The organism is Flaviramulus sp. (genome assembly GCF_982512915.1).
Map to the genome: position 1 here is coordinate 25,805 of NZ_CEWOCJ010000014.1, position 26,197 is coordinate 52,001.

At 29.5% G+C, this 26,197-nt stretch carries 27 protein-coding genes; 10 read left to right on the forward strand and 17 right to left on the reverse strand.

Going from position 1 to position 26,197, the window contains the following annotated elements:
* Positions 1-2 precede the first annotated feature (2 nt).
* From AC1XJX_RS10055 to AC1XJX_RS10065, 3 genes are read right to left on the reverse strand one after another with little or no spacing between them, the layout of a single operon-like run.
* Positions 3-3,335, reverse strand: coding sequence for a T9SS type B sorting domain-containing protein (locus tag AC1XJX_RS10055; RefSeq protein WP_482003854.1), 3,333 nt, complete (start codon positions 3,333-3,335; stop codon positions 3-5).
* 28 nt (positions 3,336-3,363) lie between these two features.
* Positions 3,364-4,191, reverse strand: coding sequence for an ABC transporter permease (locus tag AC1XJX_RS10060; protein ID WP_482003855.1), 828 nt, complete (start codon positions 4,189-4,191; stop codon positions 3,364-3,366).
* A 10-nt stretch (positions 4,192-4,201) separates the two neighbouring features.
* Complete coding sequence (locus AC1XJX_RS10065) at positions 4,202-5,104, reverse strand: ABC transporter ATP-binding protein (RefSeq protein ID WP_482003856.1); 903 nt, start codon at positions 5,102-5,104, stop codon at positions 4,202-4,204.
* Positions 5,105-5,228: 124 nt separating this feature from the next.
* Here AC1XJX_RS10065 and AC1XJX_RS10070 point away from each other — a divergent pair, with 124 nt between their 5' ends.
* A complete protein-coding gene (locus AC1XJX_RS10070; protein ID WP_482003857.1) occupies positions 5,229-6,320 on the forward strand; it encodes a hypothetical protein in 1,092 nt (363 codons plus the stop codon).
* Here AC1XJX_RS10070 and AC1XJX_RS10075 read toward each other — a convergent pair.
* The 6 genes from AC1XJX_RS10075 to AC1XJX_RS10100 are packed head-to-tail and all read right to left on the reverse strand — an operon-like array spanning position 6,301 to position 11,636.
* A complete protein-coding gene (locus AC1XJX_RS10075; RefSeq protein WP_482003858.1) occupies positions 6,301-6,813 on the reverse strand; it encodes an IS1096 element passenger TnpR family protein in 513 nt (170 codons plus the stop codon). The genes AC1XJX_RS10070 and AC1XJX_RS10075 overlap by 20 nt on opposite strands.
* A 21-nt stretch (positions 6,814-6,834) precedes the next feature.
* The gene (locus tag AC1XJX_RS10080) at positions 6,835-7,869 is read right to left on the reverse strand and encodes a COX15/CtaA family protein (protein WP_482003859.1); all 1,035 of its coding nucleotides are present in this window, start codon (positions 7,867-7,869) and stop codon (positions 6,835-6,837) included.
* A gap of 33 nt (positions 7,870-7,902) precedes the next feature.
* Positions 7,903-9,327, reverse strand: a complete 1,425-nt coding sequence (locus AC1XJX_RS10085) for a CCA tRNA nucleotidyltransferase (RefSeq protein WP_482003860.1) — start codon at positions 9,325-9,327, stop codon at positions 7,903-7,905.
* A 17-nt stretch (positions 9,328-9,344) separates the two neighbouring features.
* Positions 9,345-9,905 (reverse strand): L-threonylcarbamoyladenylate synthase, encoded by a 561-nt coding sequence (locus tag AC1XJX_RS10090; protein WP_482003861.1) that lies wholly within the window; start codon positions 9,903-9,905, stop codon positions 9,345-9,347.
* Positions 9,895-10,836 (reverse strand): glycosyltransferase family 2 protein, encoded by a 942-nt coding sequence (locus tag AC1XJX_RS10095; protein ID WP_482003862.1) that lies wholly within the window; start codon positions 10,834-10,836, stop codon positions 9,895-9,897. The genes AC1XJX_RS10090 and AC1XJX_RS10095 overlap by 11 nt, the downstream gene beginning before the upstream one ends.
* Positions 10,836-11,636, reverse strand: coding sequence for a glycosyltransferase family 2 protein (locus AC1XJX_RS10100; RefSeq protein WP_482003863.1), 801 nt, complete (start codon positions 11,634-11,636; stop codon positions 10,836-10,838). The genes AC1XJX_RS10095 and AC1XJX_RS10100 overlap by 1 nt, the downstream gene beginning before the upstream one ends.
* 90 nt (positions 11,637-11,726) lie before the next feature.
* Here AC1XJX_RS10100 and AC1XJX_RS10105 point away from each other — a divergent pair, with 90 nt between their 5' ends.
* Together AC1XJX_RS10105 and AC1XJX_RS10110 are read left to right on the forward strand one after the other, a co-directional pair.
* Positions 11,727-12,377: a class I SAM-dependent methyltransferase gene (locus AC1XJX_RS10105; protein WP_482003864.1), complete on the forward strand. Its 651-nt coding sequence runs from the start codon at positions 11,727-11,729 to the stop codon at positions 12,375-12,377.
* Positions 12,370-13,140 carry a lipopolysaccharide kinase InaA family protein gene (locus AC1XJX_RS10110; protein ID WP_482003865.1) on the forward strand — a complete coding sequence of 257 codons (771 nt, stop codon included), beginning with the start codon at positions 12,370-12,372 and terminating at the stop codon, positions 13,138-13,140. Before AC1XJX_RS10105 ends, AC1XJX_RS10110 begins: the two co-directional genes overlap by 8 nt.
* On the opposite strand, the gene AC1XJX_RS10115 is transcribed toward AC1XJX_RS10110, so the two are convergent.
* Both AC1XJX_RS10115 and AC1XJX_RS10120 read right to left on the reverse strand, forming a co-directional pair.
* On the reverse strand, positions 13,141-13,983 hold the full coding sequence (locus AC1XJX_RS10115) for a glycosyltransferase (RefSeq protein WP_482003866.1): 843 nt from the start codon (positions 13,981-13,983) through the stop codon (positions 13,141-13,143).
* 13 nt (positions 13,984-13,996) lie between these two features.
* Positions 13,997-14,758 carry a glycosyltransferase family 2 protein gene (locus AC1XJX_RS10120; protein ID WP_482003867.1) on the reverse strand — a complete coding sequence of 254 codons (762 nt, stop codon included), beginning with the start codon at positions 14,756-14,758 and terminating at the stop codon, positions 13,997-13,999.
* A gap of 42 nt (positions 14,759-14,800) precedes the next feature.
* Between AC1XJX_RS10120 and AC1XJX_RS10125 the strand changes: the two genes are divergently transcribed.
* Positions 14,801-15,622, forward strand: a complete 822-nt coding sequence (locus AC1XJX_RS10125; RefSeq protein WP_482003868.1) for a glycosyltransferase family 2 protein — start codon at positions 14,801-14,803, stop codon at positions 15,620-15,622.
* 1 nt (position 15,623) lies between these two features.
* On the opposite strand, the gene AC1XJX_RS10130 is transcribed toward AC1XJX_RS10125, so the two are convergent.
* Together AC1XJX_RS10130 and AC1XJX_RS10135 are read right to left on the reverse strand one after the other, a co-directional pair.
* The gene (locus AC1XJX_RS10130; RefSeq protein WP_482003869.1) at positions 15,624-16,682 is read right to left on the reverse strand and encodes a glycosyltransferase family 9 protein; all 1,059 of its coding nucleotides are present in this window, start codon (positions 16,680-16,682) and stop codon (positions 15,624-15,626) included.
* Positions 16,683-16,729: 47 nt separating this feature from the next.
* Positions 16,730-17,545: a 2,3,4,5-tetrahydropyridine-2,6-dicarboxylate N-succinyltransferase gene (locus AC1XJX_RS10135; protein ID WP_482003870.1), complete on the reverse strand. Its 816-nt coding sequence runs from the start codon at positions 17,543-17,545 to the stop codon at positions 16,730-16,732.
* A gap of 329 nt (positions 17,546-17,874) precedes the next feature.
* Between AC1XJX_RS10135 and AC1XJX_RS10140 the strand changes: the two genes are divergently transcribed.
* The 6 genes from AC1XJX_RS10140 to AC1XJX_RS10165 all read left to right on the forward strand — a co-directional run bounded on the left by AC1XJX_RS10140 (position 17,875) and on the right by AC1XJX_RS10165 (position 22,116).
* Positions 17,875-18,192: a hypothetical protein gene (locus AC1XJX_RS10140; protein ID WP_482003871.1), complete on the forward strand. Its 318-nt coding sequence runs from the start codon at positions 17,875-17,877 to the stop codon at positions 18,190-18,192.
* Between the two features lie 103 nt (positions 18,193-18,295).
* Positions 18,296-18,706, forward strand: coding sequence for a Holliday junction resolvase RuvX (gene ruvX / locus AC1XJX_RS10145; protein ID WP_482003872.1), 411 nt, complete (start codon positions 18,296-18,298; stop codon positions 18,704-18,706).
* Positions 18,707-18,786: 80 nt separating this feature from the next.
* Complete coding sequence (gene def / locus AC1XJX_RS10150) at positions 18,787-19,377, forward strand: peptide deformylase (RefSeq protein ID WP_482003873.1); 591 nt, start codon at positions 18,787-18,789, stop codon at positions 19,375-19,377.
* Positions 19,378-19,431: 54 nt separating this feature from the next.
* Positions 19,432-19,863, forward strand: coding sequence for a DUF5606 family protein (locus AC1XJX_RS10155; protein WP_482003874.1), 432 nt, complete (start codon positions 19,432-19,434; stop codon positions 19,861-19,863).
* 112 nt (positions 19,864-19,975) lie between these two features.
* Entirely contained in the window at positions 19,976-20,647 is a 672-nt protein-coding gene (locus AC1XJX_RS10160; protein WP_482003875.1) for a Crp/Fnr family transcriptional regulator, read from the forward strand.
* Positions 20,648-20,715: 68 nt separating this feature from the next.
* A complete protein-coding gene (locus tag AC1XJX_RS10165) occupies positions 20,716-22,116 on the forward strand; it encodes a hypothetical protein (protein WP_482003876.1) in 1,401 nt (466 codons plus the stop codon).
* A 108-nt stretch (positions 22,117-22,224) separates the two neighbouring features.
* On the opposite strand, the gene AC1XJX_RS10170 is transcribed toward AC1XJX_RS10165, so the two are convergent.
* From AC1XJX_RS10170 to AC1XJX_RS10185, 4 genes are read right to left on the reverse strand one after another with little or no spacing between them, the layout of a single operon-like run.
* Positions 22,225-23,370 (reverse strand): lycopene cyclase family protein, encoded by a 1,146-nt coding sequence (locus tag AC1XJX_RS10170; RefSeq protein WP_482003877.1) that lies wholly within the window; start codon positions 23,368-23,370, stop codon positions 22,225-22,227.
* Between the two features lie 16 nt (positions 23,371-23,386).
* On the reverse strand, positions 23,387-23,836 hold the full coding sequence (locus AC1XJX_RS10175; RefSeq protein ID WP_482003878.1) for a sterol desaturase family protein: 450 nt from the start codon (positions 23,834-23,836) through the stop codon (positions 23,387-23,389).
* A gap of 10 nt (positions 23,837-23,846) precedes the next feature.
* The gene (locus tag AC1XJX_RS10180) at positions 23,847-24,686 is read right to left on the reverse strand and encodes a phytoene/squalene synthase family protein (protein WP_482003879.1); all 840 of its coding nucleotides are present in this window, start codon (positions 24,684-24,686) and stop codon (positions 23,847-23,849) included.
* Positions 24,683-26,155 (reverse strand): phytoene desaturase family protein, encoded by a 1,473-nt coding sequence (locus AC1XJX_RS10185; RefSeq protein WP_482003880.1) that lies wholly within the window; start codon positions 26,153-26,155, stop codon positions 24,683-24,685. Before AC1XJX_RS10185 ends, AC1XJX_RS10180 begins: the two co-directional genes overlap by 4 nt.
* Positions 26,156-26,197: the final 42 nt, after the last annotated feature.

Sequence of the window (26,197 nt, forward strand, 5' to 3'; positions counted from 1 at the left end):
ACTTAGCGTTTAAGTGTAAAATGGTTTTTAAATATTCTACCATCTTCTAATTTTACAGAAAACCAATAATCGTCACTTGGTAAAATGTTGCCACGAAAAGTGCCATCCCATCCAATTCCTGAAGGGTCTAACTCTTTTATTAATTTACCAAATCTATTAAAAATAAGAATTTTAGTGTTTGGTTGAAATTGGTTTGAAACACCATATACTTGCCAAGTATCGTTAAAACCATCATTATTAGGCGTAAAAAATTTAGGAAAACCGATTACAGATACTCCATCATTTACAATACCACAATCATTTTTTATATCTCTTACAAAAACTTTGTAAATTCCAGGAGATACGTTTTCAAATACATTACTTTCTTGATATGAAAATATAATTTGGTTATCACTATTCACTAAGCTATACTCATAAACACCTTCTCCAGAAGTAATAACTGTAACCGTATTATTTTCAGTCATATCAATAACATTAATAGTTTGAAATGTAGCTATGTTTGAAGGTTCAATAGTAACCGTTCTTTGTTTAGAACAACCATTAGCGTTAGTAACTGTTACATTAAAAGTGCCAACTTCATTTATTTGAATTTCATAAGTGTTTTCATCGGTAGACCACTCATAGGTATAATTATTAGGAGAATCATTTAAAACTGCCGCATTAATGATAATAGTTTCAGGAAACGTATTTAAACAATAATATTCTAAATTTTCAGTAATTATATTGGGCAATTCATTTATGGTTAGAATAACTTCACTAATTCCATAACAAGCATTATCATTTTCTGCTCTTGCATACAAAGTTTGCGAATAAGGCGTTGTGTTATTATATGGTGAAATTAGCTCATTTTCTTCTGAAAGAGCATCTTCATAAGTTTCATAATACGAAATAGGTAATGAAATCCCATTTAAAGTTTGTATGTCTGTGGTAAAATCATTCAAATTAAAAGTTCCTAAACCATCTTCAGAATTCAATTCATCACAAATAGCAGGTGCAAAATAGTCATTAATTTGAGTAGACGAGGTTTCTAAAATTAGCTCTCCAATACTAAAACAACTTGTGTTAGTGTTTATTATTTGAACATAAATTGTTTGTGGATTTGCAGTGTTTTGAAAGTTTGTTGCAATAATTATTTCATTCAAACTATTTTCAGCATCTATTTGTGAAGTAAAAAATTTTAATTCTCGATCTGTTAAATCATTGGTTAATATTCTTTCAGCTTCAAGTAAATTATAAGAAGTTAAATTGTCTTTTATACCATCTTCATCACATTGAATAAGGCTTGTATTAGTATATAATGGCAATGGGTTTATTGTTATTTCTATTGGAGGAGTAATTGCAAAGCAATTGTTATTTAAAACATTTTCAATTCTTCCAAAAATACTTTCATTAAATGGTGTTTGATTGAAGTATATAAAACTTAAGGGGTTTGTTTTGTTTTCTGCATCAAGTAATGATTTATAATAAGACATAGAATATAATGACGCATCTTGAGAGCCTAAAATATCAATATCAAATTGGTTAAGATTTATATCTGTTTGGCCATTGGTTACATCAGAATCATTCATTACGGCCGTGTCACAAATTTCTATAGGATTTACAGTATTCGCAATAGGTGTATTAAAAACCTGAATTGTAAAAGATTGAGAAGAATCAAAGCAGTTATTATTACCAGTAATACCTAATCTTGTGTAAATTATTTGAGGATTTTGTGTATTAATAAAAGGAAGGTTAATTTCATTTTGATTTAAATCTGCGTCTTCTTGAGATACATAATATTTTATATTGTAAGTTAATGGGTCTTGAGCACCAAAGGCTTGTTGAGTTTGTAAAGAAAAATCAAATAAAAAGTTACCATCGTTATCGGTATCACAAATTAAAATGTCATTTATTGGGTTTGTTATTGGTACATCAAAATATTCTACTAAGGCTTCACCTTCTAATATATCACAGTCTCCTGTATTGGGTTCTATTAAAACATCGTATAAACCGGGTTGAAATATTTCTAAATCAAAATCATTTTCAGTTAATATAATACCATCTCTACTCCAAGTGTATGTTGCTCCGGGTATATCTTCAGCAATTAACGTATAACTTTCGCCAATACATAACGGTAGGTAAGTGGTTTCAAAACCATTTCTAACAATATCTATTTTTTCAGCAAAAAATGAAGAAATGAATGGAGGTAAACCTTGTCTTGCTGAACTGCTAAGCGTAAAAGTATTATGGTTGTAATTACAAGCAGTGCCAATTTGATTTGGATTATTAATAACAGAAAGAAAAGGTAAGCCATTATTGTATGTACTGCTCATTGATCTGTAAATTTTTCCATTAGGACCTAATTGTAAGGCACCTCTATAGGTTTGTCTTTCGTCAATAACAATTTCAGAAGCATTAATGTCTGGAGCAGTTAAATCATATTGTAACAGGGCGCCATATTGACTATTTGGATTATCAAATTCTGACTGAATAGGGTTGTAAGACGTTGTAACATAAAGTAGTTCATTATTTTGTGAAAATTCAACACCATAAGGCGCTTGAGTTTTACCAGGAGGTGGAGTAAAATTTATGTTTAGGAAATTTGGGTTACTAACAATTCCAGTTGCTTTATCAAAATCAAATAAATATAAACCATCCCTTGAATTAGCACAGGCTAATTTTGTGCCATCTGGTGATAGTTTTAAATAACCCCTTGGATCACCAATAAAAAAATTAAAACTAGAAGTAACTGGCATTGTATTTACACCCGTGTTTGAAACCTCGTAAGCAAAAAAAGTATCAAAAAAACCCAAATCTAAACCCGTAGAATTTGCAAAAGTAATTACCCAGATAGATTTGGATTCACAGTCTTTTAAAACAGCACTAATTTTTTCAGAGCTGTCCTGTAATAGGTTGATGTTTTTGCTAGTTATATCTCCTAAACCACCATTTAAAGTTAAATCGACTGTAGAATAGTTAAAACCTAAATCAGCATCAGTTCCTATTGAGGTATCAACTGTGAAAATGTAATAAATATTTAAATCATCGGGTTTGGGAACAACTATTGCAGATTGTGTACTTGATGGATCTCCAAAAAGACCATTATTGGGCATTGGTTGGTGTAGTCTGTTAAAAACAGTAATTCCATCAGTGTAAAACAATAAATCTCCATTGTTATCAGAGATTGTTGTACAGCCTTCAACAGTATCTAGCATCCCATCTGTTAAATTTGTTACAGTGCCGTCTGAATTAAATTTAATTCCAGCATTAGAACCAAAATACCAGTTTGAAGCTTCTTCTTGACTTATAGAAAAGTTACAAATCAAGAAAAATAAACCAATAAATATTTTTTTCATCTTTTAAATAGCATAGCTATCAAAGATATTATAAATCTCGCTTTTTTAATAATCTATACGATAAAAAGATAAATAGAGCAGTCCAACCTAAAACAACGGCAATTTCATGCCAATGTACTGCATAGTCATAAGTTAATTCTGCTTTATCTGGAAACTTTGTCATTGCTATACGTTGAAAAGGTTGGTCTATTAATTTATACATAGATTCTAAAGGCATAAAGTTTTTTACTTTGAATGCAGAATTTGCATTTCCAAATATTTCGTAAGAACCCCAAAACACTAACCATTCAATAATATATAATATAAATAAGAATGCTAATGCAAATGCAGAGCGTTTAACTAGCATACCGAAAAGTAAACATAAACTAAAAAAACCAATTAATTTAACGAAATAGGCCAGCAAAAATTCAACCTCTCTAAAAATTATGGAGGCTTCGTTATAACTTGAATAGTAAAGACCAATAAAAAATGAAATTAACCCAATAAGAATGGTAGAAACTATTGAAAAGAAAACAATAGTGTAAAATTTTGATAATATAAATTCCTTTTTACTTAATCCATCTATTAGGTTTTGTTTGATGGTTTTATTGCTGTATTCATTACCAATCATACTCACTACAACAATGGCAAAAAAGAACTTAAATTGAGATGCGAAAAAAGTAGTTAAATGCCAAATAATTGGGAAATTAAAAATGCCTAATTCACCAAGTTCCAGTGTAAAAAAACCAAATACATTAATTTTTAATGATGATAAAAGAATAACAAAAAAAGGTAATATGAAGGATACAAAAATAAGTATTTTACTAGTTCTGTTTAGTAAAAGTTTTTGTAATTCTAAATTTAAAAGTCGTAACATCTGGTTGTTTTTAGTTATTTTGATTGTTGGTTAATTTTAAAAATTGCTCTTCTAAACTTTCTTTTCGTTGCACTAAATGAGTAAGAATGATACCTTCTTCAAATAATAGTTTGTTAAACTCATCAGATTTCATAGGCTCATTAAGAAAGGCAGTTACTAGGTTGTCCTGAACTTTTATTTTCCCAAAAGAATCATGATTTTCAAGTAGTTGAATTAACTCATTTTGATTGTGGCATTTGAGTTCAAAAAATCCATGGCTAGAGATCATTTCATCAACCCTTCCAGAATATAATTTTACTCCTTTACGGAGTACTACGACATGTGAGCACACTTTTTCAACTTCATCTAATAAGTGCGAAGCCAGTAAAATAGTAGTGCCTTGTGACGCTATTTGTTTTATTATTTCTCTAATTTGATGAATGCCTTGTGGGTCTAATCCGTTTGTGGGTTCATCTAAAATTAAAATTTCAGGGTCGTTTAATAGGGCAGATGCTATGGCTAAACGTTGTTTCATCCCTAAAGAGTATGTTCTAAACTTACTATCCTTTCTTTCTAAAAGGCCAACAACTTCTAATTTTTCTTCTATTTTACTATAATCAACTCCTTTAATTTTGCATACTAATTTTAAATTTTGAGAGGCGGTCATGTAGGGGTAAAAATTTGGACGCTCTATAATGGCTCCTACTTTTTTTAAGGCATTATGTGTAGAGGTGTTGCCATCAAACCAATGAAAACTACCTTTGGTTTTATTAACAACATTTAAAACAATACCTAGTGTTGTAGATTTGCCACTTCCATTGGGTCCTAAAATACCATAAACATTCCCTTTGTTTATTGTAAATGATAGGTCTTTAACAGCTGTTAAGTAACCAAATTTTTTAGTTAGATTGTTGATTGTAAGTATTGTTTCCAAACTCTAATAGTTTTAATACCAATTGTAAAATTAGTAAGGGTTAGTTTTAAAAGTAAGACGATAGTCTTTAAATTTTGTTACAATAGTGTAAAAAAAGGATTAAATTTGAGTAAGTTTAAAGCGCATGAAAGATTTGAAAATTTCAAAAAAAAAGCCTTCATTTCCAATAATACCAAGATTACACGATTATTTATCTGAGTATAATAGGAATATTAAAATTCCAATTTTTTATGATGATTTGCTCCGTTTTCAAGGATCTATCGTGGTCTATGATAAAGATGATAATGATACACTTTGGGTGCGTGTTTATTACAACGAATACGAAAGAGAGGAGATCGATTTATCATTAAAAAAAGTATATACTATTTTTCATTCGGATGGTAATGAAGATACCATTCCTTTTTTAAATGTGGATGCGATTGATTATTGTACGTTTGGAAATTCAAAACCTTTTAGAATAAAAATTAGAAATATTTTAAATGATAATTACACTTATTTTTATGTAAAAACCGCCGATGCTTCTCGAATTTATGGCTTAGAGTTAGAGCATATGTTATCCCCATATAATCTTAACTTTTTGGTTTATAAAAACACTCTTATTGAAGAGCATATTGCTGGAATTCCTGGTGATGAGTTTATAAAAAATATATTGCCTAAATGTGATAAATCTGAAAAATCTCAAATAGCAAAAGAGTTTGTGAAATTTAATGAGCGTTGTATGATTAGGCTTTTAGGAGATATGCGTTCTTATAATTATGTTATTGTTCCCACACATGATTTTGATCATGTGGTTTATAAAATACGACCTATTGATTTTGATCAACAATCTTACGAAGGGAAGTTTAATATTTACAGGCCGCAGTTTTTTAAAGAAAATTTAAAAATGGTTGAATTGGTTTCGGAGAGTATGCAAAAGCTTTCAATAAATCAGTACAAAACTGAGGAGCGCTCTATTTTAGTAAAACGCCTAAAAAGTTTTCATGATAGGATCGATCAACTTTTAGCTTGTATGCTTCATGATAGTATATCTAAGGAAGAAAACATAGATACTTTGAAGATGACAATTTATGAATATACCCAAGATTCAAACTTCAAATCATGTAAAAATATGGGGCAAATATTAAAACACTCTCTGGAATTTTTAACCCGTAATTACGAGAATGTGAATCTGGAAAATTTAAGACAAAAACGAGGTATTAATTCCAGTTTTCGTTAAAATCTAAACTCTCATAATCATCTAAATCTAAGTCGTCTTCAAACTCATTAAAGTAATCATCTTCATCAGCTTCAAATTGTTTTTCGGGAGCATTATCAGGAACCTGACCTTGAACAAACATGAGGTTTGGATAATCATTGCCTTCCATTTCATCAACAATTTCTGCAAGTTCTACATAAAAAGTCCACATACTTAAAAAGTCGTAAATGTAAATAAGTTTCGGTTGCATTTCATGAACTACATCGTTAATGGTAGTTTCATTCATTAATCGAGCAGAAGCATCATCAGTTAAATCAAATAAAGATATTTCTTCCCCTTGATTCCATTGGTCATCACTTAAATAAAATGAAGCCATTTCACTACCATCAAATCCAAAAGATTGGGTTATAATATTATGCAAATCTTCTAGTGTGTCTGTTTCTCTGATTTCTAAATCACGAAAAATATCTTCTTCTGTATCGTTGTCTAAAATAACTCTAAATCTATATATCATGGCGAAAATTATTATGCTAATTTACAAAGTTTGAGGGATGTTTTTAGTATTAAATGTTTCTAAAATGATATAAAATTGAATACCAAATAAAATACTAGCGAAAACAAGATGTATGGTTTGTGTACCAAACGGAAAGTGAAAATAAACCATGGCAATACCAGATAATATCTCCATAATTAAAATTACCATTACCCAATTTAGTTTTTTAAAATTTAGTTTTACTTTTTTTAGCAAATAAAACAAATAACCATTTATTAATAAGACAATTATTGAGAAAGATCTATGAAAGTAAAAGATTAATGTGGGGTTGTTTAACCAAAGATTACTCTTTTGGTCTCCAAAAATCTTAGCCTGTTCATCTATAAATTGTCTAACCTGTGTACCTAAGATTATTTGTATCAAAGTTAAGATTGAAGCTAATATCAAAACATTTTTAAAAGTAGAATGATAATGGTGGTTTTTATTTTTTGTATTAGTTTTATTAATAATAAATAACATGGCAGCCACCAGAACAAGAGCCATAACCATATGTATGGTTATTTTTAAGGGCGCTAAATTAGAATCTACAACTGTTTTGCCTAACCAAGCTTGAAAACCCATACCTAACACTATAAAAATTGAGAGTAACGTAATGGTTTTGTTTTCTTTCCAATATTTAATAGATGCAAAGGCTAAAAGTAAAGTTGCTAAGCCTGCTAAGGCACCTAATAAACGATTGATATATTCTACCCAAGTATGCCAGGGATTAAAAACAGTATAATCATGTTTAGTATAGGTTTCCCAATTAGATTTTGTAAAAACATCAGCAGTTGTAAAATCTGTTTTGGCAACTTGTAATGATTCTTCTAAAATAATAACTTGACCTTTTTTGTAAACATAATTAGGTTTCCATTCTAATTGTTGGTATTCTGTTGGTGGAATATAATAACCAAAACATTTTGGCCAATCAGGACAGCCCATGCCACTTCCAGTCATCCTAACAAATGCGCCTGCAATTATTACCAGATATGTTAAAACTAGCGTTACTTTTGCTATGTTTCTGAAATTTTTTTTCATTTGTTGTAGTGTTTTATTTAAACACAGTTTTCATCATAATTCTAAACTTACTTTTAGGCCTAATCGCTTACCTTCATTTAACATAAGTTGATAAGCAGCGTTGTATTCATTGGGAATCTCCCCTTCTAAAATAGCTTCTTTTATGGTTTCTTTGATGATGCCAATTTCTCGTGAAGGTTTTAAATTGAAGGTTTTCATAATCTCTTCTCCGGAAACTGGTGGTTGAAAATTTCTGATATGATCACGTTCTTCAACTTCAACAATTTTTTCACGAACAATTTTAAAATTATTATGATACTTGCTAAATTTTTTAGGGTTTTTAGTCGTGATATCTGCTTCGCAAAGTGTCATTAAGTCATCTACAAAATCTCCAGCATCAAAAACTAAACGACGAACGGCAGAGTCGGTTACTTCATCATTAGCCAAAACAATAGGGCGAGAACTCATAAAAACCATTTTTTGTACAAATTTCATTTTGTCATTTAATGGCATTTTCAGTCTTTTAAATAAATGATAAACCATTTTTGAGCCTTCAAACTCATGGCCATGAAACGTCCAACCTACTTTTTTACTAAACTTTTTGGTTGGGGCTTTTCCAATATCATGCAATAATGCTGCCCATCGTAACCAGAGATTATCTGTGTTTTTCGAAATATTATCAACAACCTCTAAAGTATGGAAAAAATTATCTTTATGTCTCTGGCCTTCAACTTCATCAATGCCTTTTAAAGCTATTAATTCTGGTAAAATATACTTTAATAATCCTGTTTTTTCTAGATGTAAAAATCCAATAGAAGGTGTTTTACTTTCAATTATTTTATGGAGTTCTGATATAATACGTTCTTCAGTAATAATTTTAATTCTATGACTGTTTTTTGTGATGGCTTTTAGTGATGTTTCTTCAATTTTAAAATCTAATTGTGAAGCAAATCTTATAGCTCGCATCATCCTAAGTGGATCATCACTATAAGTAATATCAGGGTTTAATGGGGTTCTGATGATTTTATTTTCTAAATCTTGAATACCATTAAAAGGGTCAAGTAAATCGCCAAAATGGGCTTCGTTTAGGTTTAATGCTAAAGCATTTATAGTAAAATCTCGACGGTTTTGATCTTCTTCTAAAGAGCCTTTTTGAACCGATGGGTTTCTGCTATTTTCATCATAAGATTCTTTTCTAGCGCCTACAAATTCAATTTCAATAGTTTCAAATTGGAGCATCGCCGTACCATAAGTTTTGAATACTTGTACTTTAGGTTTGTTAGGTAAATTTTTAGCGACTTGTTTTGCTAATTGAATGCCATCACCTACGGCAACAATATCAATATCTTTAGCTGAACCACGTTTTAGTATAAAATCACGAACAAAACCACCAATAGCATAACTTTCTACTCCTAATTCTGAAGCTGACTTAGAGATTATTTTGAAGATATTATGTTGAAGTGCTTGTTTGTAATTCATTAATGCTATTTGAGAATTTATCCCCTTATAACTTTAACAATACCATTGTTACTTAATTTAATAATTAACGATGGTTTGTCTAAGATTTTTTCGTGGTGCAAATTTACAACATAGTCTACACCTTTTAAAACCTCTTGAGAGATTTCTTTGAATGATTTTGGTATAACATAACCCCTAATGTTTGCAGAAACAGATATGATGGCACCATTTAGTTTTCTTGATATTTGATAGCAAAATTCATCATCAGGAATTCTAATGGCTATGGTGCCATCTTTAGCAATTAAATTTTGTGCTAAATTCTTAGCTTCATCATAAATGATGGTTGTGGGTTTATCGGTAACCTCAATAATGTTTAAAGCAACCGTTGGTACTTGAGTTATGTATTTTTTTAGCATTCTATCGTCTGCTATCAAACAAGTTAGTGCAGAACAATTTTCAATTTGAAGTAATTTATAAATTTTGTTAACAGCATCCCCATTAGTTGCATCACATCCTATACTCCAAACCGTATCTGTAGGATATATTATAAGTCCTCCTTTTTTTAAGACTTTTACTACGTTGTTAATTTCAAATTGCATCCGGTAAAGGATTGATGGATTGTTTGTGTTTTAATGAAATTGAAAGAGGTGCTTGTTTTAAAAGTGCTATAAATACAGGCCAGTTTTTTGGCTTAATTAAACTACTTATAAAATATTTTAACTGTAAATATCTAAGTAAAATGTAAAAAGAAACTAAACCATAATGTTTTCTAATGACATATAACAACGATATTTTTAATTCAATTTTTAATGCTACTTGTTTTGGGGTACTTGCTCCATGAAAATGAATAAAGTGTCCCTCAGGAACTAAAAAGGCCTCTTTGTTTATTTTCTCTAATCGTTTGCAAATGTCTGTTTCCTCATAGTAAAGAAAAATATTAGTATCAAAACCACCAATTTTGTTAAAATCAGCTGAAGAAAAAAACATAAAACTGCCTGCCACAAATTGCCCTTTTTTAGGCGAACTATAAAATTGTTTTCGTTTGGGGTATTTTTTTGGGTTAACAGATTCTAAAACCTTCCTTCCAAATAATTCTCTACCTAAAGATGCAAAATGATCTAAAGTTGGGAGTATTTCTTTATTTTCTTTAAATGCTTGTGGACCACAAACACCAACATTTTTATTAGTATCCATAAATATTTTAAGGATACTTAAACAATCATTTTTAAGAAGTACATCATTATTAATAAAGGCAAGATATTTACCTTTTGCATATTTAGCGCCAATCATATTTCCACCTCCAAAACCTGTATTAATGTTACTTCTAATAAGTTTTATTGTAATAGTTTTAGACAAAGAATCTATATATTCTTTTAGGTTAAAATAATTTTCAGCTTCTGATCCATTATCAACAATTAGGTATTGACAAGTTATATTTTTTGAAGTGTGTTTTATGATAGACTCAATACAATTAATTGTGTAATCTGCGGTATTGTAGTTTATTATTATTATGGAAACATCGACTGCCATTATTTAAGATATTGGTTAACTCCTTTTTCTACAAAGGTTATTTTATTAATCGTGGTTTCGTTTTCAATAGTTACGTTAATATTTATATGGCTTTTATCTTGCTCTTTATGATAAATATGAAAAGCTAAACCTCTAAATTTTAATCGTTTCCCTTTGATGCCTATATTTAATAAACGCTGAATCATTTCACTATCATCAATTCCCCAGCCTATAAGGTTTTCATTAAAACCATTCACTTTTATAAAGTCTTCTTTCCAAAAAGACATATTACAACCCCTTAATTTTGAAGACCTTTTTTCTTCTTCTTTATAAAAATTTGATAATAAAGGTATTCGTAAAGTTCTGCCTCGTTTTTTAATGCCTTTACTTAAAAAATTAAATGAAATTTGTTTTTTTTCAAATAAATCTTTTAAATAACTTTCTTTAATATTAACCCTACTGCCATACAAGAAGGTATTTTTTTTTGCCATGGCCAAATGATCTCTTACAAAATCTTTATGCATAATGATATCACCATCAATTTCAATAATATAGTCATATTTAGCTTTTGCAATAGCTTTATTCATAATGGCTGGTTTCTGATTTTTATTGTCTTCATGCCAAACATGATGTAATGGAATAGGGAAATCTTTCTGAAATTCTTTAACTAATTCTTCAGTTTCTTTTTGTGAACCATCATCAGCAACAATAATTTCATCAGGAAAAACAGATTGGTTTTTTACACTTAATAACAAAAGTTCTAAAGCCTGCGGCCAATTATAAGTTGGGGTTACTAAAGAGCATTTTGGAAAGGATTGCATTTGCATAATTTTGAAACGCAAATTAATGTATTTTTTTATTAATTAAGGATTAGTTTAAAAAGGATGTATGAAATTTTATACTTTTGAAAAATGGATTACGAAAATAAACCAAAAGGCTATTACGATAATGTTCGTAAAGAAATGCTAGAATTTTTACCAAATGATGCTAAATTTGTATTGGATGTAGGATGTGGAAACGGTGCTTTTGCTGAAATTATTAAAGAGCGAAATAAAGCTGAAGTTTGGGGCATTGAATTAATGGATACGCATGGTAAGGAAGCCAAAAAAAAGTTAGATACAGTTTTTATTGGTAAATGTGAAGACTTTATTGAAAATCTACCAGACAACTATTTTGACGTTATTTATTTTAATGATGTTTTAGAACATCTTGTAGATCCATATTGGGTTTTAAATATTATTAAAAACAAATTATCGAAAAAAGGTATAGTAGTTAGTTCTTTGCCAAACGTGCGCTTTTATAAAAGTTTTATGAAAGTGGTTTTGCATAAAGACTGGAAATATGAAGATTTTGGAAATATGGATAGAACGCATTTAAGGTTTTTTACAAAAAAAAGCATTAAACGCATGTATGAGGAGTTAGGTTTTGAAGTAATTACACATAAAGGTATTAATAAAAGTAAATCAATAAAACCCTATTTGTTTTATTTGTTGACACTTTTCACTCAATTAGATATGCGTTTCGTTCAATATGCAACCGTTGCAAAGAAAATTGATGAATAATAGAAAAATTCATAACGATTATAACGATTATTCAGATTTATTAGATTCTGTAATTCAAAATTTCGATTTTAAAGGAAAAGCCTTTGCAAATCAAGATAGAAATCAGTTAAAATTATTTGATATAAATGATAAAACTATTGTAGTGAAATCTTTTAAATCGCCTAATTTAATAAATAAAATTGTCTATAAATTTTTTAGAAAAAGTAAAGCCCAACGCTCCTTTGAGTATGCAAGCAAGCTTCTTAGCTTGGGGATAAAAACGCCACAACCTATTGCTTATTTTGAGTTTAGTTCTCTTTTTTTATTTAAAAAAAGTTACTATGTAAGTGAGCTTTTAAATTACGATTTTACGATTAGAAGTCTGGTAGATGACGATAATTTTAATAATTTTAATGACATATTGAGAGCTTTTACAAGGTTTACATTTTCACTTCATGAAAAAAATATTAATTTTCTTGATCATTCTCCAGGGAATACTTTAATAAAAAAAAATGGTAAAGGTTATGATTTTTATTTAGTGGATTTGAATAGAATGACTTTTGAAACCATGAATTTTGATGCGCGTATGAAAAATTTTGCACGTTTATCTCCAAAAGATAAAATGTTAAAAGTCCTGTCTGATGAATATTCAAATTTGATTAAAGGTAAAACTAAAGAAGAAGTAGAAAAGCGTATGTTTTTCTTTTCACAACAATTTTCTGAGAAATTTAAAAAATGGGAACGATTCAAGAAAACTTATTTTTTTTGGAGAAAGTTTAATTAGTTATTCTTTATACAAACCTAATTTTCGCTTTATATTTTTATAATACACATTTCGGTAAGAATCTAATTTGTTTAAGTAACTTTCAAATCGCCATTTTTTATAATTAACGATGTGTTTTAGTATAAATGCTTTTTTCTGTTCAGAAATTTTAAAATTTTCAAAAAATAGTTGGATATCAATATTATCAAAACCTGTAAATTCGTTTACCATGTTTTCTTGATGGATTATTGAGGCCCAAATTACCTTATTTTTTATTGTTTTTAATTTTTTTTCATATTTCCAATGCATATGTTCTCTGTGATACATGCTTTTTGGATTATCATTTTTTTCTATGAGCGATAAAAATGGATTAAATTGATGCTTTTTTTTGCCAATTCTAATTTTATCATTAACCTGTAATGTGTAACCGTCAATAAAATCAAGGGCTAAATAATCTTGTTTATTAAACTGCTTTTGTACTTCATTTATATAATTAGTACTTAAACAATCATCGTTGTCTAACCCACTAGTTATTACATATCCACCGGAATTTATAGTTATATAATTTTGTAAGTTTGGTAAAAATTCTTCAATCCCATTAACAAAAATTGGTTTAAATAAGGTTAATTCATTTTCTAAATTTTTAATTTTTTCTTTGTAATAATCTGGAGTTGTTATATCAAAATACACTAGCCATTCAAAATTTAAATTATTTTGTGAGGCAACACTTGGAAAACAATAATCTAAAAAAAGTTTAAATCTATTTTCAAGCCATGAATCTGTTAAAACAGATTCATTTTGTTTACTAAGAGTCCAATCTGTTTTTCTTAAATTAAAGCGTGTTATTAAGTAGTGTTTAAACATGGTTTTTATATGATTATCTGTTTTTATTTATTAATTCCTTTAGTTTTGTGTACTTTAAAAATGTGATATTGGCTGTTTGTACACAAATTACAAAGCCATTTAAACCATCAAGAAATCCTAATCTTAAAAAGTAAGCTTTAAAAAAGGCCCAAGTTGGGTTTAAAATAATTTTCCAAAAAGGTGCTCTTTTTCCTAGATCGAAATAGGCATTTGCAGCAATAGTTGAAAAATAGTCAGTTTTTAAATTAAATTCAGAATAGGTTTGGTAAGTCCAATGTAAAATATCACCTTTTAATTTTCCTATGTTATTTTTTGAATCTTTTAATTCTATGTGATCATGAGGATTTATGCCTTTCCACTCAGCTTTTCGTTTATCAAAAACACGTAATTTTCTGTTGGGATACCAATCTGAATGTTTAATCCATTGCCCACAAAAATTATTAAAACGGTTACAGTAATAACCATTAAAAACCCAATTGTGCTTTAAATTTAAAATAGATTTTTGTAATTCTTCAGAAAGTGCTTCATCACCATCAAGAGATACAATATAATCGTTTGATGCTTGTTTTAATGCAAAGTTTTTTTGTTCTACGTACCCTAAAAAGGTTTGTTCGATAAATTTCACATGATATTTAGAACAAATAGCTTTCGTGTTATCTGAAGAAAATGAATCGACTACCACAATTTCGTCAACAACATTTATGAGAGAGCGTAAACACTTTTCAATATTTAGCTCTTCATTAAAAGTAATAATAACACCTGATAGTTTAATCATATTCTATATTAAGGTTGCGTAAAAATAGTTATTTTTGTGGCAATGCAAACATTAGATATATCAGTAATTATAAGTACCTATAATCATCCAGAATGGTTAGAAAAGGTGCTTTGGAGTTATGAGTATCAAAGTTTTAAAAGTTTTGAAGTGGTGATTGCTGATGATGGCTCTGATGAAAACACCATAAATCTTATTGAAAATTTAAAGAAAAACTTATCTTACCCAATCCAACACATTTGGCATGAAGATAATGGATTCCAAAAAACCATCATACTTAACAAGGCTACAGTAGCAAGTAAATGTGATTATTTAGTTTATACTGATGGAGATTGTATAGCACGAAATGATTTTCTACAAACTCATATGGATTGTAGAACTAAAGGTTACTTTTTGTCAGGTGGGTATTTTAAACTGCCCATGCATATTAGTGAACTCATTTCTATTGATGATATAAGGAATCAATTTTGTTTTGATATAAATTGGTTAAAACAACATGGATTGAAAGATTCTTTTAAAAACAATAAAATAACTTCTAAAGGTTTGAAGCAAAAACTTTTAAACAATTTGACGCCAACAACAGCTACTTGGAATGGACATAATGCATCTGGTTGGAAGGCAGATATTATAAAAGCAAATGGTTATGATGAGCGTATGCAGTATGGTGGTGAAGATAGAGAACTAGGAGAGCGTTTATTTAATTCTGGTATCAAAGCCAAACAAATACGTTACAGTGCTATTTGTTTACACCTAGATCATGAGAGAGGTTATGTAATACCAGAAATGATTGAAAAAAATAAAAAAATTAGGGCAAAAACAAAAAAAGAAAAAATAACGAGAACTCCTTTTGGGATTGATAAAAATTGAATTATTTATTTTTTAAAAAGATGTTTAATTTTGGAATAATCAATTCTGGTTTGAATAACTTATAAAGTTGGTTTCCATCTTTTTTCATATCCTTTAACGATTTATTCATGTAAATATCTGGATTAACATCTTTTAAATGAATAGAAACGTGCATTTTTCCATCTTCAAACATATTCCAAGCTTCTTTTAAAATCCATGGAGAGAAAATGGTAAATGTTGAAATATTTAAGGCTTTTGCCATATTTACGGCGCCACCTTCATTACCAATTAAAGTATCACAATGTTTTGTAATGGCTAGAAACGCTCTTAAATTCTTTCCAAACACCTCAAAATAAATGTGCTTTTTGGTTTCATCTTCACATAAATCAAAAATTTCTTTGGCTTCTGTTTCTTGATTTGGAATGTAATTAAATAATATTTGTGCTTGAGTCTCTTTTACTATGACATCAATAATTTTAGCCATATAATTTAAAGGGTAGGTTTTATTTGCACTACTTCCAAGAACACTAATCATGAATAAAGGTAAATTCAAATTTATTTTATGAGATAACAAAAATTGCTTTGAATCTTCAATTTCTTTTTCTGTTAAATATATTTTAGGTTGAATAATTTGAGCTTGTTTTTTTAATATAGGTTGTAATAATTGTAATCGGTTTTCAATGGCTAAACCAGCTACAGTTTTGGTTTTTTTTTGTTCTCTGAAAGTATGCGTATATAAAAAAGATGTATACCATTTATACTTAGAGATTTTAATTTTAGATCTTGATAATGCTGTTATAAGATTGCTTGAGAATTTTGAATAAACATCAATAACAACATCGTATTGGTTGCTTTTTATTTTTTTTGCAAATTTCAAAAGCGCTTTTTTACTGATTGATTCTTTTTCAGTAAAAAATAAATAGTTATCTATAAATGGATTGTTTTCTACAACAGGGTAGGTGTGCTCATTTATTAAAAAATCTAGTTGAGCATTTATATATTGATGGCGAAGTACTTCAAACAGAATACTGCTAGTAAGCACATCGCCAATCATTTTTTGTTGTATAACAAGAATTTTCAAACTCTAAGAGTTATTATGTTTTAAAAAAACTAAAAAGTGTTTCTTATTTAAACAGCTACACTATGCTCACGAAGGGCATCGTTAAGTGATGTTTTTTTATTGGTGCTATCTTTACGTTTACCAATAATTAACGCACATGGTACATTGTAAGTTCCAGAAGGGAATTCTTTAGCATAACTTCCAGGAATTACAACCGAGCGAGCGGGAACTAGACCTTTATACTCAACAGGTGTATCTCCAGTAACATCAATAATTTTGGTACTCATAGTTAAAGTAACACCAGCGCCTAGAACAGCTTCTTTTTCTACCCTAACACCTTCAACAACAATGCATCTACTTCCAATAAAAGCATCATCTTCAATAATAACAGGAGCAGCTTGTAATGGCTCTAAAACACCACCAATACCAACACCACCAGATAAATGTACATTTTTACCAATTTGCGCACAACTCCCAACAGTTGCCCAAGTATCAACCATAGTGCCTTCATCAACATAAGCACCAATATTTACATAACTTGGCATTAAAATAGTACCAGCAGAAATATAGGCACCGTGTCTAGCTACTGCATGAGGCACAACACGTATTCCTTTTTCGGCATAACCCCTCTTTAATGGGATTTTATCATGAAACTCTAAAGGACCACACTCGATAGTTTCCATTTTTTGAATAGGAAAATATAAAACAACGGCTTTTTTAACCCATTCGTTTACTTGCCACCCACCTTCAATAGGCTGAGCAACTCTTAATTCGCCTTTATCTAATAAATCTATTACTTCTCTTATAGAAGCAGTTGTAGTGTCTTCAGTTAAAAGGTCTCTATTTTCCCAAGCATTTTCTATGGTTTTCTGTAATTCTGTCATTGATATTAAAATTTTGAGCAAATATAAAGCTATCATTTAAAAAATTAAAGTATATAAACTTTATTATATCATTTAAATAGATCTTTAAAATGCAATAATTTCTAACTAAAAGTGTCTAATGTTATTCTATTTATTCCTTTGAGCGCATTGTTAAAATCGATGAAATACATTTTTGTTGTATTTCACCGTAAAAAATATGCTTTTTAACTGTTTGTCGATAGAAATAAGTCGCTTCTCTAATAATCGAAAATACACGGTATACAACTAATTTATTGTTAGTAAGCCTTCGTCTGAATATATATTTGTCACATCAAACAACAAAAAACAGAATGAAAATAAATTTTTACATACTATTACTTTTATTACTTTTTTTCTCTCTAGGAAATGCACAAAGCACTATAAAAACTGTAGAAGTTGAAGTAACTAATACTATTTCTGTTTCCAATGTTGATACAAAAACTATCAACGCTAATCATGTTGAGGTTAATAAAGTAATAGAAACCGAAACTTTATTAATTACTCCTAACGATTTAAGAGAAACTATTGCACGTGGCAATAGCGATATCAGAATTTACTTAATTCGTAAAAGAAATGAAGGTAATATTAGTTTAGTTTTTCAAAGTATAAATAAAGCTGTAAAGGCTTAAAATATAATTTTCAAATATTAATTAACTAAGGTTAATAATTTAATAAAGGCTGTCTAAAAAGACGGCCTTTATTTTTTATTAATTAATTTTGTAAAAAAAAGCAATGGCAAGAATTTTAGCAATAGATTTTGGAACTAAAAGAACTGGTATTGCAGTTACTGATGCGCTTCAAATAATTGCATCGGGTCTTACAACTGTTGAAACTAAAGAGTTATTGCAATTTCTAAAAAACTATATTAAGCAAGAATCAGTTGAACTTTTTTTAGTTGGAGAGCCTAAACAAATGGATAATTCGGCATCACAGAGTGAAGTTTACATCGCTGCTTTCATTACTAAGTTAGAGAAAGAAATTCCTAACATTCCAATAAAAAGAGTTGATGAACGATTTACTTCAAAAATGGCTTTTCAAACCATGATAGATAGTGGTTTGAAAAAGAATCAACGAAAAAATAAAGCATTGGTTGATGAAATAAGTGCAACACTTATTTTACAAAGCTACCTTTATTCAAAATAAAAATCTTAAAAGAATAAATTTACCATAAATACTTACTATAAATTATAAGTTAGTATTTTTGTAGCATCAAAAAACAAATAATGATTTTACCAATTGTAGCCTACGGCGATCCTGTTTTAAAAAAGAAAGCAACAGATATAACTAAAGATTATCCGGACTTTGATGAGCTTTTGGTAAATATGTTCGATACCATGTATAATGCTTGTGGTGTAGGTTTAGCAGCACCACAAATTGGTTTGCCCATAAGAATGTTTATTGTAGATACAAGTCCTTTTTCTGAAGATGAAGATTTAACAGACGAAGAAATGAAGCAATTAAAAGGTTTTAAACGTACCTTTATTAATGCTGTTATAATTAGTGAAGAAGGTGAAGATTGGGTTTTCAATGAGGGTTGTTTAAGCATCCCAGATGTTAGGGAAGATGTTTCAAGAAAATCTATAATTACAGTTCAATATTTAGATAAAAATTTTAAATCACATACAGAAACATTTGATGGTTTAATTGCACGCGTCATTCAACATGAGTACGATCATATAGAAGGTGTTTTGTTCACAGATAAGCTTTCTAGTTTTAAAAAACGTTTATTAAAAGGCAGATTATCCAACATATCTAAAGGAAAGATAAGTGTAGATTATAGAATGCGATTTCCTGAACTAAAAAAGAAACGATAATATTTGCAAGACATTAATAAACAGTTGATATTTGCCCCTTTCAAAAAATAATTTATGAGTTTAGATAAAGTATTATCAATATCCGGCAAACCGGGATTATATAAGTTAATAACACAAACCAGAGGTGGTTTTGTAGCTGAATCTTTAACCGATAACAAACGCATATCTGTAAGTGTGCAGAATAATGTAAGTGTTTTAAGCGAAATAGCCATTTACACATTAACAGAAGAAGTACCACTTAAACAAGTTTTTGAAAACATAAAAAATAAAGAAAACGGTAAGCAAACAAGCGTTTTACCTAAAGATAGCAAAGATACATTAGAAGCCTATTTTTTTGATGTTTTACCAGACTATGACGAGGAACGAGTGTATGTTAGCGATATTAAAAAAGTAATACAATGGTACAATTTATTACATCAATATAATATGCTAGATGGTCTTACCGAAAATGTTGAAGAAGCTAAAGTTGTAGACGAAGAAGAATAAATATTATAATCTGTAAAAAAAAACCTCCTATTGGGGGTTTTTTTTATGCCAATTTTTGAAAGGTGTTGATTTTATTTTCGACCTATTAAAATGCTAACAAAATAAATTTAATATGAATCCAATTTGGTTTTTTGAAGACGTAAATCTATTCAAGATTTTATGCCCACACAAATTTAAGGAGTATAAAAAAGATCATAATTTTGATGCTTATAAAAAACAAGATTATATTTATTTTGAAGAAGACTCCTCTAATAAAGTTTTTCTAATAGAGAAAGGGAAAGTTAAAATAGGTTATTACAACGAAGATGGAACTGAAGTTACAAAAGCCATTTTGTCACGCGGTCAATTATTTGGAGAAAAAGCTATTTTAGGCGAACAAAAACGAGAGGAGTTTGCCCAGTCAATAGATAGTACTACAAGTATATGTCCCATTAGCGTAGAAATGATGCATGAGTTAATGCGAAAAAATGAAACATTTAGCTTTCGAGTATATAAATTCATAGGTTTTAAACTTCAAAAACTCGAAAGGCGACTTCAACTTTTAATGTTTAAAGATACTAAAACAAGACTGCTGGAATTCCTTGATGAGTTATGTTCTGAGTATGGATACGATTGTAATAAAACAGGTGATAAAGTAATTAATCATCCATACACTCAAAAAGATATAGCTAGTTTAATAGGAACTTCTAGACCTACATTGAACATTCTTTTAAATGAATTGAAAGACGAAAAAATCATTCAATTTAATAGAAAAGAAATTAGAATTCATAAAAATATTGCTTAGTGTTAGCTAGCTAACATTTTAAAAAATTATCAGATTGTAAATTTGAGGTATAAACTTTAAATAACGAAATGATGATTAGAAAAATGATTTTAGCTTTATTATCACTAGGCGTTTTTGCCTCATCTTGTAGTGATGATGAAACTTCGCTAATAATACCAAATGCCGGTATTTTAATAGGAGGTCCATTTACCTTTTTTGTAGATGGAATACCTGATAATGTAAGTGGAATATCAACTGATGCCAATGCAGTTGGATCCAATAGTACATTTGTAGTTACTGATGATTTGGGAAATATTCTGGGGTTACCTCCAACGTTAGCAGCACTTGAGGGTGTAAATTTTGATGATGCTGGTGAAGGCGTTTGTTTTATTTGGTATTTAAGATATGAGGATGGCTTAACAGGTGCTGAAGTAGGAATGAACGCAAACAATTTAGAAGGTAGTTTTGATTTATCTAATTCAATTTCGGTTTTTAGAAATCCAGAACCAAATGCAGGGATATTATCCGGTGGACCTTTTACGTTTATTGTAGATGGTATGCCAGATAATGTGTCAGGCATTTCAACAGATGCTAATGCTATTGGAACCAATAGCACATTCGTGGTAACAGATGATTTAGGAAATATTCTTGGATTACCACCAACATTAGCGGCACTTGAAGGTGTAAATTTTGATGATGCAGGTACGGGTGTTTGCCTTATTTGGTATTTAAGATTTGAAGATGGTTTAATGGGTGCAGAAGTAGGAATGAATGCAGATGGTTTACAAGGAACTTTCAATTTATCTAATTCGATAACTGTTAATAGAAAAGCTAAACCAGAAGCAGGAACTTTGTCTGGTGGTCCCTTTACATTTTGTATTGATGGACAAGTTGATAATCTAACTGGTATAAGTACAGATTCTAATGCCGTTGGAACCAATAGTACATTTGTAATTACAGATGATTTAGGTAATATTTTAGGGATGCCACCAACTTTATCGGCTTTAGAAGGTGTTAATTTCGATAGTGCAGGTGCTGGTGTTTGTTTAATTTGGTATTTGCGTTTTGAAGATGGTTTGATGGGAGCAGAAGTAGGAATGAATGCAAACAATTTACAAGGATATTTTAGTTTATCTAACGCCATTATGGTTACAAGAAATGAGGTTAATGCTGGCGCAATTACAGGAGGACCTTTTACTTTTGATGTCGATGGAACTCCAGATTTTGTAACAGGTATAACTTTAGATGGTACTGCAAAAGGCACAAATAGCACTTGGGTAATTACAGATGCAAGTGGAAACATATTAGGATTACCACCTACTTTATCAGCTGTGGAGGGCGTTAATTTTGATGAGGCAGGAACCGGTGTATGTTTAATTTGGTATTTACGTTTTGAAAATGGTTTAGTTGGAGCTACTATGGGTGAAAACACTAATAATTTACAAGGTTGCTTTGATTTATCAAATCCAATTACGGTGAATCGAATTTAAAAAAAAGTTAAGGTTTATTTATATCATTGAAGAAGAAAAATTTCTTAACTCATTTGAAGCGTGTCATATTTTAATATGATGCGCTTCATTATTTTTAATGTTTAATAGTTAAAGTGTTTTAAAAAACGCTTTTATAAAGCTCCAAGAGAATAGGGATTGCATGATTTTCAATTCTTCTAAAAAATTCGACTCTTCATCAAGAAATTTAAACATTGTTTTAGATTCATTTTTACAATAAAACTGTTCGAAAATCCATTCACCTTTATGATTTTCATCTTTTAAAACTTTAAGAAAAATCGTATCATAAAACTTATATTTTCTTTTGAATAAATTTTTTGATGGTGTTTTGTTTGTTTTTAAATTCTCAATTATTTTTAAAACTTTCTTTTCGGTATGTTTAAACGAATAACCTGTAGAGCCTTTTACCCAACCACCTCCTGTTCCTATTTTGGTTATATGGTTTGTGTTATATTTTTCAAAAGGAAAATTAGTCATAGGTATGTTACCTTTTTCTGATTCAATAATTTTAAACGCTTTAATTTTTAAATAATCTGTAATATAGGTTTTAATAAATCTATCATAAGTAGCTTCATCTACAAGGTTTTCAGTGAAATAAGTAAACTCAACTAAAGCCTCTGTTTTAGAAAAAGGTAACACATAAGTAAATGTTGTTTGTGCGCCATCTTTCAATCTATAATCCATCATAATAATTTTGGTTTCATCAAAAAACGCGTTTTCAGTTTTAATGATGATGCCTTTAAAATGTTGAATTATAGATGTATATTTTTTTGTTTTTTTAAAAAATTCTTGAGGAATTCTGCTATCAAAAATATGGGATGCTCTGTAAGTGTTTTTTTTTGTTGAAACCACAATTTCAGGTTTTTCTGAAACGCTTTCAACATGATCTATTATAAAATGAAAATTAGGATGATTTCTTAGTTTTTCTTTAGCGACTTTATAGAAATCAATAGCCCTAATTGTTTTGTAGACATATGGCTTTAGATTTAACTCTATGCATTTTTTAGAGGTAAAAACGGAGGCTTTATACCATCTTTTATGAACTACATCATTCCATTGTGAAGGTTCAGTTTCCCAAAAACTCCATGTTTTATCATTGGTGTTTTTTTTTGAGGTATCAATTAAAGCAATTTGTTTGTCATCAAAAAAGGAATCAGATGCCATTTTTAAAGCCAATTGAAAACCAGCTAAACCACTTCCTATTATAATATAATCGAAATAGGAACTATCAGACATTTAAAAACTTTAATTGTTATTTTTTGAAGTATTTAAAAGGAACAAATAACATTCCAAAACATTCACCATCACCTTTACCTAAATGTTTGTGGTGAATTTTATGAGCCCGTCTTACGCCTTTTGCATACCAGTTATTGGCATTTCTAAAAAGTTTAAAACGTTGATGAATAAAAATATCGTGAACTATAAAATAGGACAGTCCATATGCAAAAATACCCAAGCCAATAGGCAAACCAGCCCAGAAACTGGTGTATTTCCAAAGCAAGAAAAATCCAATACTTACTACAGCATAAAATATAAAAAATGCATCATTCCGCTCAAACCAGTTATCATGGTCTTTATGGTGATGGTCTTTATGTAAACTCCAAAGAAATCCATGCATGATGTATTTATGAGTAAACCATGCCATAAACTCCATAAAACTATAGGTTCCTAAAAAAATTAATATCCAATATAACGTGTGCATCGTTTTAAATTTACATTAAGTTTAATTGATATTTCACATAACTACGTGCTAATAATTCTATTTTTTTTGGGTTAGAAACACGTATTCTTGAGTCTTTTATTTTTAAAGCTGGCGTTTTTTTAAGTTTTTTTAATAGTTGGCTGTAATATCTGTAAGCCATAAAAACCCCAAATTTAGCTTCAATAGGTAATTTTTTTATGCCGCTTAACCCTTTTTCAAAATCCTTTTCAATATCATCAATAATATATTGTTTTGATGCTTCATCCAGATTATTTAAATCCGTATTAGGAAAGTAAGTTCTGTTTAAATCATTAAAGTCGGCTTTTAAATCTCTAAGAAAATTAACCTTTTGAAATGCCGAACCTAATGCCATGGCAGTATCTTTGAGCTCATCATATTTAGATTGATCGCCTTTTACAAAAACTTTCAAACACATCAATCCCACAACATCTGCAGATCCATAAATGTAGGCTTTATATTCCTCATCAGTTAAATAAGTGGTTTTGTGTAAATCCGTTCTCATACTCTTCATAAAAGCATCTACTAAACTTTTATCTAAACCATATTTATGGAAAGTGTATTGAAATGAATTTAATATGGGATTTAAGCTTATTTTATCAGTAAGTGCAAGTTCTAAATCTTCACTAAACCTGCTAAAAAGTGCTTTTTTATCATAATCATGAAAAGTATCAACAATCTCATCTGCAAAACGTACAAAACCATAAATATTATAAATATCATTTCTGATTGATTTATATAACATTTTTGTAGCCAATGAAAACGAGGTACTGTAAGTTTTGGTTACTATTTTGCTACAATGGAAGGAAACGTTATCGAATAATAATTTCATATTAAAATATGATGGTGTTTTGTTACTAAATCGGCTACTAATTTTCCAGAAATTAATGATGGAGGCACACCAGGACCTGGAACGGTTAATTGACCAGTAAAAAATAAATTTTCTACAAGTTTACTTTTTAATTTTGGTCTCAAAAAAGCGGTCTGCAATAAAGTGTTTGCCATTCCATAGGCATTTCCCTTATATGAATTATAATCTTTTATAAAATCATTGATGCAAAAACTTTCTCTAAATATAATATGATTTTTTACATTTTGGGATGTTAATTTCTCAAAACGTGAAATAATTTTTTCAAAATAAATATTTCTAAGTTCCTCAGTATCTTCTATACCTGGCGCTAAAGGAATTAAAAATATACCCGCTTCTTTGCCTTCAGGTGCTGAATTTGAGTCTGTTATGCTAGGGAAGCTGGCGTAAAATAAAGGGTTGTCTGGCCACTTTGGGTGGTCATAAATAGCTTCTGCATGCACATCAAAATCAACATCAAAAAATAAAGTATGATGATTGACATTGATTAATTTTTTATCAAACCCCACATAAAATAGTAGGGAAGAAGGCGCAAATGTTTTTTTATTCCAGTACGATTCAGAATATTGTCTATGGGGTTTGTCTAAAAGTGTTTCAGTATGATGGTAATCTGCACCACTTACAACGATATCCGATTTAAAAGTTTCACCATTAGAAATAACACCTTTTGCAACGCCATTTTCAACCATAATTTGGTCGATATTTGCATTTGTTTTTATAGTAACCCCAAGTTCTTGTGCTAAACTTTCCATAGCCAAAATAACTTGATACATGCCTTTTTTAGGATGAAAGGTACCTAAACCAAAATCAGCATAATTCATAAAACTATAAAAAGAAGGCGTATCACTAGGTTTAGCACCAAGAAAAAGCACAGGAAATTCAAGAATTTTTACAAGCCTTTCATTTTTAAACTCTTTTCTAACATCTTTTTTTATGGTGCTAAAAAACTGGTTGATTTTTTTTATGGTGGCAGGTGTAATTAATTCAAGTGGCGATACCCCAGGATTATAAACTAAATCCTTTATGGCGATATCATAATTATTCTTTGCCTTTTCTATAAATTTATTAAGTTTTTTAGAACTTCCAACTTCTTCTTTTTCAAAGGCAGCTTTTATTTTTTCAAGAGTATCTTCAATGGTAATAAAATCATTTTCACCAAAATACACACTGTAAGCAGGGTTTAGCTTTTCTAGGGTATAATAATCAGATGGTTTTTTGTTGAAATCTGAGAAAAAACGTTCAAAAACATCTGGCATCCAATACCAAGTTGGACCAATATCAAATGTAAATCCATCCTTTATTAATTGTCTGGCACGACCGCCAATAGTACTATTTTTCTCAAAAACAGTAACATCATAACCAGCTTTTGCCAGGTAACAAGAGGCTGCTAATGATGAAAAACCAGAACCAATTATGTTTATTGTTGAATTCATATGTTGTATTAAATGCTTTTAAAACTATTGCGTTGTAAAAAT

Bases quoted from the DNA above. Each gene is read 5' to 3' on its own strand.
- AC1XJX_RS10055 (WP_482003854.1), bottom strand. From the start codon at position 3,335: ATGAAAAAAATATTTATTGGTTTATTTTTCTTGATTTGTAACTTTTCT.
- AC1XJX_RS10075 (WP_482003858.1), bottom strand. From the start codon at position 6,813: ATGATATATAGATTTAGAGTTATTTTAGACAACGATACAGAAGAAGAT.
- AC1XJX_RS10125 (WP_482003868.1), top strand. From the start codon at position 14,801: ATGCAAACATTAGATATATCAGTAATTATAAGTACCTATAATCATCCA.
- AC1XJX_RS10105 (WP_482003864.1), top strand. From the start codon at position 11,727: ATGGATTACGAAAATAAACCAAAAGGCTATTACGATAATGTTCGTAAA.
- AC1XJX_RS10070 (WP_482003857.1), top strand. From the start codon at position 5,229: ATGAAAGATTTGAAAATTTCAAAAAAAAAGCCTTCATTTCCAATAATA.
- def (WP_482003873.1), top strand. From the start codon at position 18,787: ATGATTTTACCAATTGTAGCCTACGGCGATCCTGTTTTAAAAAAGAAA.
- AC1XJX_RS10185 (WP_482003880.1), bottom strand. From the start codon at position 26,155: ATGAATTCAACAATAAACATAATTGGTTCTGGTTTTTCATCATTAGCA.
- AC1XJX_RS10170 (WP_482003877.1), bottom strand. From the start codon at position 23,370: ATGTCTGATAGTTCCTATTTCGATTATATTATAATAGGAAGTGGTTTA.
- AC1XJX_RS10110 (WP_482003865.1), top strand. From the start codon at position 12,370: ATGAATAATAGAAAAATTCATAACGATTATAACGATTATTCAGATTTA.
- AC1XJX_RS10140 (WP_482003871.1), top strand. From the start codon at position 17,875: ATGAAAATAAATTTTTACATACTATTACTTTTATTACTTTTTTTCTCT.
- AC1XJX_RS10180 (WP_482003879.1), bottom strand. From the start codon at position 24,686: ATGAAATTATTATTCGATAACGTTTCCTTCCATTGTAGCAAAATAGTA.
- AC1XJX_RS10100 (WP_482003863.1), bottom strand. From the start codon at position 11,636: ATGCAATCCTTTCCAAAATGCTCTTTAGTAACCCCAACTTATAATTGG.
- AC1XJX_RS10160 (WP_482003875.1), top strand. From the start codon at position 19,976: ATGAATCCAATTTGGTTTTTTGAAGACGTAAATCTATTCAAGATTTTA.
- AC1XJX_RS10085 (WP_482003860.1), bottom strand. From the start codon at position 9,327: ATGAATTACAAACAAGCACTTCAACATAATATCTTCAAAATAATCTCT.
- AC1XJX_RS10175 (WP_482003878.1), bottom strand. From the start codon at position 23,836: ATGCACACGTTATATTGGATATTAATTTTTTTAGGAACCTATAGTTTT.
- AC1XJX_RS10095 (WP_482003862.1), bottom strand. From the start codon at position 10,836: ATGGCAGTCGATGTTTCCATAATAATAATAAACTACAATACCGCAGAT.
- AC1XJX_RS10120 (WP_482003867.1), bottom strand. From the start codon at position 14,758: ATGATTAAACTATCAGGTGTTATTATTACTTTTAATGAAGAGCTAAAT.
- AC1XJX_RS10060 (WP_482003855.1), bottom strand. From the start codon at position 4,191: ATGTTACGACTTTTAAATTTAGAATTACAAAAACTTTTACTAAACAGA.
- AC1XJX_RS10165 (WP_482003876.1), top strand. From the start codon at position 20,716: ATGATGATTAGAAAAATGATTTTAGCTTTATTATCACTAGGCGTTTTT.
- AC1XJX_RS10080 (WP_482003859.1), bottom strand. From the start codon at position 7,869: ATGAAAAAAAATTTCAGAAACATAGCAAAAGTAACGCTAGTTTTAACA.
- AC1XJX_RS10155 (WP_482003874.1), top strand. From the start codon at position 19,432: ATGAGTTTAGATAAAGTATTATCAATATCCGGCAAACCGGGATTATAT.
- AC1XJX_RS10090 (WP_482003861.1), bottom strand. From the start codon at position 9,905: ATGCAATTTGAAATTAACAACGTAGTAAAAGTCTTAAAAAAAGGAGGA.
- ruvX (WP_482003872.1), top strand. From the start codon at position 18,296: ATGGCAAGAATTTTAGCAATAGATTTTGGAACTAAAAGAACTGGTATT.
- AC1XJX_RS10135 (WP_482003870.1), bottom strand. From the start codon at position 17,545: ATGACAGAATTACAGAAAACCATAGAAAATGCTTGGGAAAATAGAGAC.
- AC1XJX_RS10115 (WP_482003866.1), bottom strand. From the start codon at position 13,983: ATGTTTAAACACTACTTAATAACACGCTTTAATTTAAGAAAAACAGAT.